The 13,946-nt window shown below is 64.9% G+C and carries 15 protein-coding genes; 11 read left to right on the top strand and 4 right to left on the bottom strand.

What is annotated here, in order from left to right; genetic code table 11:
• Positions 1 to 40: 40 nt before the first annotated feature.
• Complete coding sequence (locus ABB25_RS02300) at positions 41 to 265, bottom strand: DUF2061 domain-containing protein (RefSeq protein WP_057663148.1); 225 nt, start codon at positions 263 to 265, stop codon at positions 41 to 43.
• Between the two features lie 598 nt (positions 266 to 863).
• Between ABB25_RS02300 and ABB25_RS02305 the strand changes: the two genes are divergently transcribed.
• The 10 genes from ABB25_RS02305 (at position 864) to ABB25_RS02350 (ending at position 9,413) form a co-directional block, all read left to right on the top strand.
• Entirely contained in the window at positions 864 to 1,229 is a 366-nt protein-coding gene (locus ABB25_RS02305; protein WP_083488064.1) for a hypothetical protein, read from the top strand.
• A 26-nt stretch (positions 1,230 to 1,255) separates the two neighbouring features.
• Positions 1,256 to 2,053 (top strand): F0F1 ATP synthase subunit A, encoded by a 798-nt coding sequence (atpB, locus tag ABB25_RS02310; RefSeq protein WP_057663150.1) that lies wholly within the window; start codon positions 1,256 to 1,258, stop codon positions 2,051 to 2,053.
• 75 nt (positions 2,054 to 2,128) lie between these two features.
• A complete protein-coding gene (gene atpE, locus ABB25_RS02315) occupies positions 2,129 to 2,431 on the top strand; it encodes a F0F1 ATP synthase subunit C (protein WP_057637099.1) in 303 nt (100 codons plus the stop codon).
• Positions 2,432 to 2,546: 115 nt separating this feature from the next.
• The gene (locus ABB25_RS02320; protein WP_057663153.1) at positions 2,547 to 3,017 is read left to right on the top strand and encodes a F0F1 ATP synthase subunit B; all 471 of its coding nucleotides are present in this window, start codon (positions 2,547 to 2,549) and stop codon (positions 3,015 to 3,017) included.
• Positions 3,018 to 3,020: 3 nt separating this feature from the next.
• A complete protein-coding gene (locus tag ABB25_RS02325; RefSeq protein WP_057663156.1) occupies positions 3,021 to 3,548 on the top strand; it encodes a F0F1 ATP synthase subunit delta in 528 nt (175 codons plus the stop codon).
• A gap of 45 nt (positions 3,549 to 3,593) precedes the next feature.
• Positions 3,594 to 5,141, top strand: coding sequence for a F0F1 ATP synthase subunit alpha (gene atpA / locus ABB25_RS02330; RefSeq protein WP_057663158.1), 1,548 nt, complete (start codon positions 3,594 to 3,596; stop codon positions 5,139 to 5,141).
• A gap of 72 nt (positions 5,142 to 5,213) precedes the next feature.
• Complete coding sequence (atpG, locus tag ABB25_RS02335; RefSeq protein ID WP_057663162.1) at positions 5,214 to 6,077, top strand: F0F1 ATP synthase subunit gamma; 864 nt, start codon at positions 5,214 to 5,216, stop codon at positions 6,075 to 6,077.
• Positions 6,078 to 6,120: 43 nt separating this feature from the next.
• A complete protein-coding gene (gene atpD, locus ABB25_RS02340) occupies positions 6,121 to 7,527 on the top strand; it encodes a F0F1 ATP synthase subunit beta (RefSeq protein WP_057663165.1) in 1,407 nt (468 codons plus the stop codon).
• 90 nt (positions 7,528 to 7,617) lie between these two features.
• On the top strand, positions 7,618 to 8,040 hold the full coding sequence (locus ABB25_RS02345) for a F0F1 ATP synthase subunit epsilon (protein WP_057663168.1): 423 nt from the start codon (positions 7,618 to 7,620) through the stop codon (positions 8,038 to 8,040).
• A gap of 176 nt (positions 8,041 to 8,216) precedes the next feature.
• Entirely contained in the window at positions 8,217 to 9,413 is a 1,197-nt protein-coding gene (locus ABB25_RS02350; protein ID WP_211259278.1) for an MFS transporter, read from the top strand.
• Between the two features lie 15 nt (positions 9,414 to 9,428).
• Here ABB25_RS02350 and ABB25_RS02355 read toward each other — a convergent pair whose 3' ends face one another.
• Entirely contained in the window at positions 9,429 to 9,815 is a 387-nt protein-coding gene (locus tag ABB25_RS02355; RefSeq protein WP_160319400.1) for a GtrA family protein, read from the bottom strand.
• Between the two features lie 78 nt (positions 9,816 to 9,893).
• Between ABB25_RS02355 and glmU the strand changes: the two genes are divergently transcribed.
• Positions 9,894 to 11,264 carry a bifunctional UDP-N-acetylglucosamine diphosphorylase/glucosamine-1-phosphate N-acetyltransferase GlmU gene (glmU, locus tag ABB25_RS02360; RefSeq protein ID WP_057663177.1) on the top strand — a complete coding sequence of 457 codons (1,371 nt, stop codon included), beginning with the start codon at positions 9,894 to 9,896 and terminating at the stop codon, positions 11,262 to 11,264.
• A 19-nt stretch (positions 11,265 to 11,283) separates the two neighbouring features.
• Here the strand turns inward: glmU and ABB25_RS02365 are convergent, their stop codons facing one another.
• Together ABB25_RS02365 and ABB25_RS02370 are read right to left on the bottom strand one after the other, a co-directional pair.
• Complete coding sequence (locus tag ABB25_RS02365; RefSeq protein ID WP_057663180.1) at positions 11,284 to 12,606, bottom strand: sensor histidine kinase; 1,323 nt, start codon at positions 12,604 to 12,606, stop codon at positions 11,284 to 11,286.
• Positions 12,603 to 13,946 carry a sigma-54-dependent transcriptional regulator gene (locus ABB25_RS02370; RefSeq protein WP_057663182.1) on the bottom strand — a complete coding sequence of 448 codons (1,344 nt, stop codon included), beginning with the start codon at positions 13,944 to 13,946 and terminating at the stop codon, positions 12,603 to 12,605. The genes ABB25_RS02365 and ABB25_RS02370 overlap by 4 nt, the downstream gene beginning before the upstream one ends.

The following is a 13,946-nucleotide window of genomic DNA, read 5'->3' on the forward strand; positions in this document are numbered from 1 at the left end:
AGCCCGGCATTGCCGGGCTTTTTTCATCCTGGTGGTGTGCTCAGGTATGGCAGTGATGGCGGGCAAGTACGGCGTCACCGGCATCGGCTGCGCGCGGTGTTTGCCGGCGCTGCCAGAGTTTTTCGTGGAAATGAAAGGCCACGGTATTGCACAGCGGCTCGACCAGTGCCAATGCACCGCCCACACGCCAGTCGCCACTGATCGCCCAGCCGACCACGAAGGCCACGCTGAAGTGCAGGCAGGCAAAGCTCAGGGTCTTGCGCATATCGGTCAGACACGGGGAAGGGCAGATCACTGTGCGCCGCCGTCGCTGTTGGCGTCCAATTGAATGCACACCGGTTGGCCATAGCTGCCGGCTATGGATTTTCTGCCAATGTCCAACGCTGGTACGAAAGGTAGCGGCAACCTCGGCGGATAGCCGTATCGGCCGCGGCTGCTGCGTGCTGGAAGGGGTGCGCCGCCGATGGCCGTTGCCGTGGTCTGCCTGTAGTGGTGCAACGGCGTTGTGCGGGGGTACCTGCCCGTGCAGGGCCCCCAGCTGCCGCTGATGGCCCTACTGCGGCGGCGGTTACGCGCTGCCGGGCGTGGCTTGCCGCTCTGTCCGGGGGAGGGGGTGGCACAAGGCACCGGTGCGCATGCTGCAGCCGGGAGCAGCCAACAACGTGAAACCTGTTTGTGCGGTTTTGCCCATTTTTGTCTAGTTCTATTAATGGAAACCTATGAAAATCAGCAGCTTGTCCTGATCGGGTGGTATCGGTAAGGCGGTTGTCTAGCAAAATGCCTCCTTGCTATACTCTCGCAGCTCGACGGGTAGCTGCATGACTGCATACCCGGTCCCTTCCTCGATACTTGGCTGGATGTTGATGCTGAACTCCGTAGATGCGGGTCGGCGGCTGATGTTGCGTGCGGCGGTATATCCGTTCCTCGCAGTAGTGGCTCTGGCCCTGGTATTCCTGCTGATCAGCACCACCCACGCCATCGCGGCGTTGGCCTCTGGTCTGGCAGTCGTGGCTGGGGGTTGGCTTGCTGCGCGCATCGCTTTGAACGGCGGCGCGCAGGCTGCGACGGCTGCCGTTGGTCGGCTGGTTGCGGCAATGGTGTTGAAATGGGTTCTGGTGATCGGCGTTCTGGCCATTGGCATCATCCAGTTCCGTTTTCCGCCGATGGCACTGCTTGCAGGCATTGCCGTCGGAATGATGTTCCAGGTGCTGGCTCTGGCCAGACGTTGATCGCATTCAAATAAGGTTCCGGACACATGGCGGGCGAGGCTCTAACTCCAACCACGTACATCCAGCATCACTTGCAGAATCTGACCGCTCCGGTCGGTGAGGGCGGTGGTTTCTGGACGCTGCACGTAGATACCTTCCTGACCGCTGTGCTGATGGGTCTGGTGATGGTGGTCGCTTTCTGGCTGGCAACGCGCAAGGCCACCGCCGGTGTGCCGGGCAAGTGGCAGGCCTTCGTCGAGATCTGCCTGGAGTTTGTCGACAAGCAGGCCAAGGACACCTATCACGGCAAGAGCAAGCTGGTGACGCCGATCGCGATCACCATCTTCTTCTGGATCCTGCTGATGAACCTGCTGAAGATGATTCCGGCAGACTTCTTCGCCATCCCGCTGGGCTGGATCGGGGTCAACTACTGGAAGCCGGTACCGACCGCCGACGTCAATGCCACCCTGGGCATGTCGATCAGCGTGTTCTTCCTGATGATTTTCTTTGCGCTGAAGTCCAAGGGCATCGGCGGTTTCGTGAAGGAATTCCTCACTGCGCCGTTCGGCAAGTGGATGATGCCCTTCAACCTGATCCTCAACATCGTCGAGTGGGCATCCAAGCCGATCTCGCTGGCGATGCGACTGTTCGGCAACATGTTCGGCGGCGAAATCGTCTTCCTGCTGATCTGGGTGCTGGGCGGTGCTGGTCTGTTCGGCGCTATCGCCGGCGGCGTATTCGGCCTCGGCTGGATGCTGTTCCACCTGCTGGTGATCCCGTTGCAGGCTTTCATTTTCATGATGTTGACCATCGTGTATCTGAGCCTGTCCGAAGACAGCCACTAAGCTTCACCGCTGCAATCAGTTTCACCCCTTCATCCGTTTCATCATCCTTAGTTACTTAAGTTCCTGGAGAAAACCATGTACTTCGCCGTCCTGACCAATCTCGCCCAGATTCAGAGCTCCACCGCCCTTGCCGTTGGCATCATGATCGGCCTGGCCGCGCTGGGCGCTGGCCTGGGTCTGGCCATCATGGCTGGTAAGTTCCTGGAGTCGGCCGCTCGCCAGCCGGAACTGATCCCGGTGCTGCAGGTGCGCATGTTCATCACCGCCGGCCTGATCGACGCCGCGTTCATCATCTCGGTCGCTGTCGGCCTGCTGCTGGCCTTCGCCAACCCGCTGTCGGCTGCCCTGCTGGCCGAAGCCGCCAAGCTGGCTGGCTGATAGCCGGTTGAAGTGAGACGACCAGACGCTTTCACCGGCGTCTGGTCGCGGATGAAGGCTCGGACGCGCCGCATTGCGCGGCGCGGCCACCCTGCACCAGCGATTGAGCGAACCCATGAATATCAATTTCACCCTTATTGCGCAGGCTCTGGCCTTCGCTGCTCTGATCTGGATCATCGCGACCCTGATCTGGCCGCCGCTGTTGAATGCGATCGAAGAGCGTCAGCAGAAGATTGCCGAGGGTCTGGCTGCCGCTGACAACAGCCGCAAGGCGTTGGCTGATGCCGAAGACAAGGTCAACGAAGCCCTCAAGGAAGCACGCGTCAAGGCCAACGAGATCATCGACCAGGCCAACGCGCGCGCCAACCAGATTGTGGAGTCGGCCAAGAACGAAGCCATCAGCGAAGCGACCCGTCAGAAGGAGCTTGCCCTGGCCGAGATTGATGCCGCTGCCAACCGTGCCCGCGAACAGCTGCGTACCCAGGTGTCGGCCCTGGCCGTTGCCGGTGCTGAAAAGCTGCTGCGCAAGGAAATCGATGCCAACGCCCACAAGGCGCTGCTCGACGAACTGGCTTCGGAGATTTAAACGATGAGCCAGGCCCTCACGCTTGCCCGTCCGTACGCCCGCGCCGCGTTTGCGATCGCCCGTGAGGCAGGCTCCTTCGCGTCGTGGTCCGACGCGCTGGCCTTCTCTGCCCGGGTAGCTACCGACCCGGGCGTGGCCGCCCTGCTGGGCAACCCCAACCTCGGGCGTGCCGAAGCGGTTTCCCTGTTGATGCCCGATTCGGCCGATGCCGCTTTCGGTCGTTTTCTGGAGCTGCTGGCCGACGCCCGTCGCCTGTCGACCCTGCCGGAAATCTCCGGTCTGTTCGAAGCGCTGCGCGCTGAAGAAGAGAAGGTGGTCAAGGCGCATGTGACCTCGGCTGCCGAACTGTCGGCTGACGAGATCGAAAAGCTTGCCGTGTCACTGCGCAAGCGCTTCGGCCGCGAGGTCGAGATCACCACGGCTGTTGATGCCTCGCTGATCGGCGGTGCCGTCATCGATGCTGGCGATGTGGTGATTGATGGCTCCCTGAAGGGCAAGCTGTCGCGCCTGCAGACTGCGCTCGCCCACTGAATTCATTTGAACGTCCGGCCTGATCGCCGGCACTAGGACTTGACGATGGCTACCACGCTCAACCCCTCCGAAATCAGCGAACTGATCAAGCACCGCATCGAGAAGGTCGCGCTGTCCGCAGAATCGCGCAACGAAGGCACCGTCACCTCGGTGTCCGACGGCATCGTGCGCATCTACGGCCTGGCCGACGTGATGCAGGGCGAAATGATCGAACTGCCGAACAACACCTTTGCGCTGGCGCTGAACCTGGAGCGCGACTCGGTCGGCGCCGTGGTCCTGGGTGACTACGAGCACCTGCGCGAAGGCGACGTGGCCAAGACCACCGGCCGCATCCTGGAAGTTCCGGTCGGTCCGGAAATGCTGGGTCGCGTCGTCAACGCCCTGGGCGAGCCGATCGACGGCAAGGGCCCGCTGGGCACCTCGCTGACCGCTCCGGTGGAGCGCGTTGCTCCGGGCGTGATCTGGCGCAAGTCGGTCGACCAGCCGGTGCAGACCGGTTACAAGTCGGTCGACGCGATGATCCCGATCGGCCGTGGCCAGCGTGAGCTGATCATCGGTGACCGCCAGACCGGCAAGACCGCGATGGCCATCGATGCGGTGATCAACCAGAAGAACACCGGCATCAAGTGCGTGTACGTGGCGATCGGCCAGAAGGCTTCGACCGTTGCCAACATCGTGCGCAAGCTGGAAGAGAATGGCGCCCTGGCCCACACCGTGGTGGTGGCGGCTACCGCCTCTGAATCGGCTGCGATGCAGTACATCAGCGCCTACTCCGGTTGCACCATGGGCGAGTACTTCATGGACCGTGGCCAGGACGCGCTGATCGTGTACGACGACCTGTCCAAGCAGGCCGTTGCCTACCGCCAGATCTCGCTGCTGCTCAAGCGCCCGCCGGGCCGCGAAGCCTACCCGGGTGACGTGTTCTACCTGCACTCCCGCCTGCTGGAACGTGCTGCCCGCGTCTCGGAAGAGTACGTGGAGCAGTTCACCAAGGGTGAAGTGAAGGGCAAGACCGGTTCGCTGACCGCACTGCCGATCATCGAAACCCAGGCCGGCGACGTGTCCGCCTTCGTGCCGACCAACGTGATCTCGATCACCGACGGCCAGATCTTCCTGGAAACCGACCTGTTCAACGCCGGCATCCGCCCGGCCGTGAACGCCGGTATCTCGGTGTCGCGCGTCGGTGGTGCGGCCCAGACCAAGATCATCAAGAAGCTGTCCGGCGGCATCCGTATCTCGCTGGCGCAGTACCGTGAGCTGGCTGCCTTCGCGCAGTTCGCCTCGGACCTGGACGAAGCCACCCGCAAGCAGCTGGAGCGCGGTCAGCGCGTGACCGAGCTGATGAAGCAGAAGCAGTACGCTCCGATGTCCATCGCCGACCAGGCGCTGTCCATCTACGCTGTCAACGAAGGCTTCCTGGACGACGTCCCGGTCAACAAGCTGCTGGCCTTCGAAGCCGGTCTGCATGCCCACTTTGCCAATACCCAGGGCGAGCTGGTCAGCAAGATCAACGCCACCGGTGGCTGGAACGACGAGATCGAGGCTGCCTTCAAGAAGGGCATTGCCGAGTTCAAGACCACCGGCAGCTGGTAACCGCACCAGCACTTCCGGAAGGGCTGGCCTGACCGGGCCAGCCCACAACCCAGTTAGCAAAGCGAGCGACAAATGGCAGGCGGACGCGAAATCAAAACCAAGATCAAGAGCGTGCAGAACACCCGCAAGGTGACGCGCGCGCTCGAAATGGTCTCGGCCTCCAAGATCCGCAAGGCGCAGGATCGGATGAAGACCTCGCGTCCGTACGCGCAGGCGATGAAGCAGGTGGTCGGTCACCTGGCCCAGGCCAGCACCGATTACCAGCATCCGTTCCTGGTGCAGCGCGAGCAGGTCAAGCGCGTCGGCTACATCGTGATCTCTTCCGATCGCGGTCTGGCTGGCGGCCTGAACAACAACCTGTTCCGCAAGACCGTTGCGGACATGAAGGAATGGCAGGACAAGGGTGCCGAGATTGACGTGGTGACCATCGGTTCGAAGGCAAGCGTCTTCTTCCGCCGGGTCAACGTCAACATGGCAGCCAGTGTGGCCAACCTCGGCGATACGCCGAAGCTGGAAACGCTGATCGGCGTGATCAAGGTCATGCTCGACGCCTTCACCGAAGGCAAGGTCGACCGCGTGTACCTGGTCTACAACAACTTCGTCAACACGATGGTCCAGAAGGCCACCTTCGATCAGCTGCTGCCGTTGGCTGCTGCCGATACCAAGGTTGCCGAGCACGACTGGGACTACCTGTACGAACCCGATGCTGCGACCGTGCTGGAGCACGTGATCACGCGTTACATCGAGTCGTTGGTCTACCAGGCAGTGCTGGAAAACGTGGCCTCCGAGCATGCCGCACGCATGGTGGCGATGAAGGCAGCGAGCGACAACGCCAACAAGCTGATCGGAACCCTGCAGCTGGTCTACAACAAGGCCCGCCAGGCAGCGATCACCCAGGAAATTTCCGAAATCGTCGGCGGCGCGGCTGCGGTTTGAGCCGCCGCGCGCAGTCACACGCACACATTTAGAGGATGCAGCAATGAGTCAGGGCAAGATCGTTCAGATCATCGGCGCCGTCGTCGACGTCGAATTCCCGCGCAGCGACGTACCGAAGGTGTACGACGCGTTGAAGGTGGAAAACACCGAAATCACGCTGGAAGTCCAGCAGCAGCTGGGTGACGGCATCGTCCGTACCATCGCGCTGGGCTCCACCGATGGCCTGAAGCGCAACCTGGTTGCCGTGAATACCGGTCGCGCCATTTCGGTGCCGGTTGGTCCGGGCACCCTGGGCCGCATCATGGACGTTCTGGGTCGTCCGATCGACGAAGCCGGTCCGGTCGAAGCTGCCGGCACCTGGGAAATCCACCGCGCTGCCCCGTCGTACGAAGACCAGTCCTCGGCCAACGAGCTGCTGGAAACCGGCATCAAGGTCATCGACCTGATGTGCCCGTTCGCCAAGGGCGGCAAGGTCGGCCTGTTCGGCGGCGCCGGCGTCGGCAAGACCGTCAACATGATGGAGCTGATCAACAACATCGCCAAGGCACACTCGGGTCTGTCCGTGTTCGCCGGCGTGGGTGAGCGTACCCGTGAGGGCAACGACTTCTACCACGAAATGAAGGACTCCAACGTCCTGGACAAGGTGGCGATGGTCTACGGCCAGATGAACGAGCCGCCGGGCAACCGTCTGCGCGTGGCCCTGACCGGCCTGACCATGGCCGAGTACTTCCGCGACGAGAAGGACGCCAACGGCAAGGGCAAGGACGTTCTGCTGTTCGTGGACAACATCTACCGCTACACCCTGGCCGGTACCGAAGTGTCCGCGCTGCTGGGTCGTATGCCGTCGGCAGTGGGTTACCAGCCGACCCTGGCCGAGGAAATGGGCGTCCTGCAGGAACGCATCACCTCGACCAAGACCGGTTCGATCACCTCGATCCAGGCCGTGTACGTGCCCGCGGACGACCTGACCGACCCGTCGCCGGCCACCACCTTCGCCCACCTCGACGCCACCGTCGTGCTGAGCCGTAACATCGCCTCGCTGGGTATCTACCCGGCCGTCGATCCGCTGGACTCGACCTCGCGTCAGCTGGATCCGCTGGTGATCGGTACCGAGCACTACGAGACCGCCCGCGGCGTGCAGGCCACCCTGCAGAAGTACAAGGAACTGAAGGACATCATCGCCATCTTGGGTATGGACGAGCTGTCGGAAGAAGACAAGCAGGCCGTGTCGCGCGCCCGCAAGATCGAGCGCTTCTTCTCCCAGCCGTTCCACGTGGCCGAAGTGTTCACCGGTTCGCCGGGCAAGTACGTGGCGCTGAAGGACACCATCCGTGGCTTCAAGGGCATCCTGGCCGGTGAATACGATCACCTGCCGGAACAGGCCTTCTACATGGTCGGCGGCATCGAAGAAGCCGTGGAAAAGGCCAAGAAGATGGCTGAAAAGGCCTAAGAGCACCTCCGGGACGGACCCCAGGTCCGTCCCGTCGGACAAGACCCTGTGGTGGGCGCTGCGCCCACCCAACCAGGCGAAGAGAGTTTCATGAGCACGATCCGTTGCGACATCGTCAGTGCCGAACAGGAAATCTACAGCGGTCAGGCGACCCTGGTCGTTGCCACCGGTGAGCTGGGCGAACTGGGTATTGCCCCCAAGCATGCCCCGCTGATCACCCGTCTGAAGCCGGGCAAGGTGGTGGTCACCACCGAATCGGGCCAGCAGCTGGATTTCGCCATCTCCGGTGGCATCCTGGAAGTGCAGCCGCAGGTCGTGACCGTGCTGGCTGACACCGCCATCCGCGCTGACGACATCGATGAAGCTGCCGTGCGCAAGGCCAAGGAAGAAGCCGAGCGCGTGCTGGCCGGCCGTGGCGAAGCCATGGAGCTGGCCGAGGCGCAGCAGAAGCTGGCTGAAATCACTGCCCAGCTGCAGGCACTTGAGCGTCTGCGGCGTAACCTCAAGCACTGATCCTGCTGGTTGTTGCGCGCTTCAAAACGCCGGCATTGCCGGCGTTTTTTTTTCCCTCAGCCAGGCCTGCCCGGCGCAAGCGGGCGCTCACGGCGCGGTAACCGCTGGCGTGTCGGCGGCCGCGGCCACATCGCCCGGGTGCCATGGCCCGGGCCGACCCAATGCAAAGGATAGGCATGACTGTTAGCAATGCCCGCGCCAGCAAGGCGTACTGGTGGATGGCCGCGGCCATCGTGGTGATGGCCCTGAACCTGCGCCCGATCCTGGCGGCCACCGGCCCGCTGCTGGACATCATCCAGCAGGCCACCGGCCTGACCGATGCCCAGGCCGGGCTGATGACCACCCTGCCGATCTTCGTGATGGGCCTGTGCGCACTGGCCGCCGGGCCGTTGCAACGCTGGCCCGGCACCCGTCGGGGCATTGCCGCCGGTGGCCTGGTGATTGCCCTGGCCTGCGCGCTGCGGATGGTCTGGCCCAGCGCCGGTACCCTGCTGCTCACTGCGGTGGCCAGTGGTGTCGGCATTGCCCTGGTCCAGGCGCTGATGCCGGCCTTCATCAAGGCCCGCGCCGGGGCACGCGCCGGCAGTCTGATGGGGCTGTATTCGACCGGGATCATGGGCGGCGCGGCGTTTGCCGCGGCGCTGAGTCCCGCTGTGGCCGAGCACTGGGGCTGGGCGCCGGCCCAGGCGCTGTGGGCGCTGCCGGCGCTGCTGGCGGTGGCGCTGTGGCTGGCCTGCTGTGGCCCCGGGCCTGCGGCGGCGACGCAGCCGGCGCCCGGCAGCGGTGATGCGGCCATGGCGGTATGGCGCAGCCGGCGTGCCTGGCTGCTGATGCTGTTCTTCGGCATCGGCACCGGTGCCTACACCCTGGTGCTGGCCTGGCTGGCGCCGTACTACCTGCAGCTGGGCTGGAGTGCCCGGGCCAGTGGCGGGCTGCTGGCGGCGATCAGTGTCGGCGAGGTCATCGCCGGCCTGCTGGTATCGCTGCTGGTACACCGTTTCCCCGACCGCCGGGTGCTGCTGCTGGTGGTGCTGGGCCTGGTCGCGCTGGCCCTGGCCGGGTTGCTGCTGGCCCCGCAGGCGCTGGTGCTGCCGATCACCGTGTGCCTGTCGCTGGGGATCGGCGCTCTGTTTCCGCTGACCCTGATCGTGACCCTGGACCATGCCCGCAGCGCCACCCATGCCGGGGCCCTGCTCGGCTTCGTGCAGGGCGGTGGCTACATGCTCTCCAGCCTGATGCCGCTGGTCGCTGGCGCACTGCGCAGCCAGGGCCACAGCCTGGCGCTGGCCTGGGCGATCATGCTGGCCTGCTGCGTCGTGCTGGCAGCAATGGCCTGGCGGTTTGCGCCGCTGCCGGCTACCCACCAGGCCTGAACCGGGCAGGGCGGCTCAGGGGCGGTAGATCCAGTGGCGGGCGGCCAGGAAACCGGCCGCGGCCATGCCGGCATCCACGGCTGGCTTGAACAGCCAGCTGGCCTGCAGCCCGAAGCGATGGTCGATGGCGGCCAGCAGCAGGGCACTGCACCCGGTGGCCAGCAGCCAGAAGCCGATGAAGCGGGCCAGGCTGGCCCCATGCAGCACCGGCTGCACCCCGCTGGCGAAGGTATAACGGCCATTGAGCCAGTAACCGAGCATCGCGCCGCTGATCCGTCCGCAGACCGTGGCCAGTGCCACCGCCAGCCCGAGCGAGCTCAGGCCGATCATCACTGCGCTGTCGATCAACCACTGCAGGGCGCCGATGCCGGCATAGGCGAGCAGTTGACGTGACAGGGTCACCGTGGACTCCGTACGTGCCCGCATGCGCTGCCGGGCTGCGGGTAGAATGGCGGCCTGTCCACTGGTTCGTAACGTCTCATGAGCGCATCGCTGCACATCATCATTCTCGCTGCCGGCGAGGGCAAGCGCATGAAGTCCTCCCTGCCCAAGGTGCTGCAGCCGGTTGCCGGTGTGCCGATGCTGGGCCATGTCATCGCGGCCGCCCGGGCGCTGGCGCCGGCGGCGATCCATGTGGTCTACGGCCATGGTGGCGAGCAGGTACGCCGTGCCTTTGCCGACCAGGCGGACCTGCACTGGAGCGAGCAGCGCGAACGCCTGGGCACCGGCCACGCGGTGGCCCAGGCCATGCCGCAGGTACCCGATGATGCGCGCGTGCTGGTGCTCTACGGCGATGTGCCGCTGATCCGCAGCCAGACCCTGGGTCAGCTGCTGGCGGCCAGGGACAAGCTGGCGGTGCTGGCCGCCGAACTGGCCGACCCCACTGGCTATGGCCGGATCGTGCGCGATACCCAGGGCAAGGTCGCCATGATCGTCGAGCAGAAGGATGCCACCGATGAACAGCGCCAGCTGGGCACGGTCAATACCGGCATCATCGCTGCCGATGCGGCCGATCTGCGCCGCTGGTTGTCCGGGCTGTCCAACACCAATGCCCAGGGCGAGTATTACCTGACCGATGTGTTTGCCGCTGCTGCTGCCGAATATGCACCGGCCGAACTGGTGGTGGTTGCTGATGCCCAGGAAACCGAAGGCGCCAATGACCCGTGGCAGCTGAGCCAGCTCGAGCGTGCGTACCAGCTGCGCGCGGTGCAGCAGCTGTGTGTGGACGGGGCGCGGGTACTGGATCCGGCCCGGGTGGATATCCGTGGCACGGTGCGGGTGGGACGCGACGTCCAGGTCGATGTCAACGTGGTGTTTGAAGGTGAGGTCGAGCTTGGCGACGGGGTGCAGGTCGGCCCGTTCTGCCGGCTCAAGGACGTGCGCCTGGCTGCGGGCACGATCGTGCGTGCGCACTGCGACCTGGAAGGGGCGGTGACCGAAGGAGCGGTGCAGATCGGCCCGTTCGCCCGCCTGCGTCAGGGTACGGTGCTGGCCGATGGCGTGCACATCGGCAACTTCGTCGAAACCAAGAACACGGTGATGGGGCAGGGCAGCAAGGCCAACCATCTGACCTACCTGGGCGATGCCCGGATCGGCAGCCGCAGCAACATCGGTGCCGGCACCATCACCTGCAACTACGACGGGGTCAACAAGTCGATCACCCAGATCGGCGACAACGCCTTCATCGGCTCCAATTCCTCGCTGGTGGCACCGTTGACCATTGGCAGTGGTGCCACCATCGGCGCCGGCTCGGTCATCACCAAACCGGCTGCTGCCGACAAGCTGACCGTTGCACGCGCCAGCCAGGCCACCATTGACGGCTGGCAACGGCCGCAGAAACGCGGCAGCTGAGCGGCGCGCTGCCGGCCACTCAGGCCGGCAGCAGCACGCTGACGCACAGGCCACCTTCGGCGCGGTTGTTCAGTGCGATACGTCCGCCGTGGGCCTCGATGATCTCGCGCACCAGTGCCAGCCCCAGGCCGGTGCCGTTGCGCTTGGTCGAATAGAACGGCAGCAATGCGTTGTGCAGCACGGCCTCGTTCATGCCGCTGCCGTTGTCCAGCACCTCCAGCCGGATCCAGCCCGCCTGCGCGCCGATCCGCAGCTCGACCTGCGCGTGGCCATCGGCGACGGCTTCGTGGGCATTCTTGAGCAGGTTCAACAGCGCCTGTGACAGCTGCCCCGGATCGGCGCGGCTGGTCAGGCTGCGCGCCGGCAGCTGGCAGGCAAAGCCGATCTGCTGCTGCAGGCCGGTCAGGTAATCGGCCCAGTGGATGGTCTGCAGCTGCGGCGCGGGCAGTTTGGCAAAGCGCGCATAGCCGCGGATGAAACCTTCCAGGTGGCGGGCCCGCTCCTCGATGATGGCCAGCACTTCGGGCAGGCGTTCGGCCTTGCCGCGGCGGACCAGTTCGGCACCGGAATGGGCCAGCGAGGCAATCGGTGCCAGCGCATTGTTGAGCTCGTGGCTGATCACGCGGATGACCTTTTTCCAGGTCAGCACTTCCTGGCGGCGCAGTTCATGGGTCAGCAGGCGCAGCAGGATCAACTGGTGCGGGCGGCCATTGAGCTGGAAGCTGCGCCGCGACAGGTGGTACAGCTCTTCCTCGTCGCTGTCGGCATCGGGCACGGCAAACACGCTGTCGCCATCGTTGTCCAATGCCACCTGCAGCGGGTCGGGCAGGCTGGCGATAAGCGTGGCAAGCCGCTGTCCTTCCAGTTTCCAGCCACCGTGCAGCAGTTTGCGTGCCGCCAGGTTGGAAAACACCACCCGCTGCTCGCCGTCGCCACCGCCGGCAATCAGCAGCATCGCCACCGGCGTGTTCTGCAGCATGGTGTCCAGCAGCAGCTCGCGCTGTACCAGGTCCTGCCGTTGTTGCCGCAGCACCTGGCCCAGTTGCTGATGGGCATCGACCAGCTCACCGACTTCGCCCTGGCCTTGCCAATGCACGCCGACATTGAATTCGCCATCGCGGTAGCTGGCGGTGAGCCCGGCCAGTGCCCGCAACAGCGAGCGCAACGGGGCGGTGGCGTGATGCACCGCCAGCCAGAGCACGAGCAGCAGCAACAGCCCGCCGAGGATGGCCGGGACCGGTTGATGCAGGCGTGGGCCCAGCCACCAGCAGATCAGGGCGGCAAACAGCAGGGCGGGCAACAGGCGCAGGAACAGGCGGTTGGTCAGCGACAACCGGCTCATGGGCGGGCGATACCGTGGCGCTCCATGCGCCGGTACAGTGCCTGCCGGCTCAGGCCCAGTTCGGCAGCGGCCTGGCTGATGTTGCCGTCGGCATGGGTGAGCGCGGCGCTGATGCGCTCCCGGTCCGGCTCGGCCTGGCTGCTGGCAGGCAGATGGCTGCGGCCTGGCGCCGGCAGGGCCAGGTCGGCCGGCTCGATCCGCGCCTGACTGGCGAGCAGGCAGGCGCGGGCGATGACGTTGCGCAGCTCGCGTACGTTGCCCGGCCACGGGTAATGCCGCAGCGCACGGCTGGCGCCATCGCTGAGCTGGTGGGCGTCATCGAGGAAATGCCGGGCCAGCGGCAGGATGTCGTTGGGACGTTCGGCCAGTGCGGGCAGGTGCAGCTCGATGGTGTTGAGCCGGTAATACAGGTCTTCGCGAAAAGTTCCCTCGCGGATCATGCCGGGCAGATCGGCATTGGTGGCACTGATCACGCGCACCGTGACCTGGCGCTCGCGGTTGCTGCCCAGGCGCGAGAAACGGCCGGTCTCCAGCACCCGCAGCAGCTTCATCTGCCCGGCCAGCGGCAGGTTGCCGATCTCGTCCAGGAACAGGGTGCCGCCATCGGCGGCTTCAAACTTGCCTTCGCGTGCCTTGTTGGCACCGGTATAGGCCCCGGCCTCGGCGCCGAACAGTTCGGCTTCGATCAACTCGGCCGGCAACGCGCCGCAGTTGACCGTGACCAGGGCCTGGCGGCGCTGCGGGCCATTGGCATGCAGGATCTGGGCGATGCGTTCCTTGCCACTGCCATTGGGGCCGGTGATCAATACCGGCAGCTCCGAGCGTGCCACCTGGCAGGCCATCTGCACCACGCGCACGCTGGCTGGATCGTGGAAGATCGCACCACACAGGTCAAAGCGCTGGGCCAGCGCTTCGCGTTCGCGCTGCTCGCGACGTTGCCGGCGGGCGAGCTCCTGGCGCGTCTCGGCCAGCTCCAGCAGGTTGTTGACCGTGGTCAGCAGCCGGCTGTCATCCCAGGGCTTGGCCAGGTAATCCGCTGCTCCGGCCTTGGCCAGGGCGACGGCTGCATCCAGGTGGGTCCAGGCGGTGAGCAGGATCACCGGCAGGTCCGGCCAGCCGCTGCGGATCTGGGCAAACAGGGCTTCGCCCTCCTGGCCGGAGGTGGTATCAGCGCTGAAGTTCATGTCCTGGATGACCAGGTCCACTGACTGCGTGTTCAGTGCGGCAAGCCCTGCCTGCGGGCTGTCGGCATGCAGGCAGTCGATGTCATGCAGGGAAAACAGCACATCCAACGCGGCAGCCACGCTGGCGTTGTCATCGATGATCAGGATCTGGGGCAT

The sequence above is a fragment of the Stenotrophomonas koreensis genome (genome assembly GCF_001431525.1).
Taxonomy (GTDB): domain Bacteria; phylum Pseudomonadota; class Gammaproteobacteria; order Xanthomonadales; family Xanthomonadaceae; genus Stenotrophomonas; species Stenotrophomonas koreensis.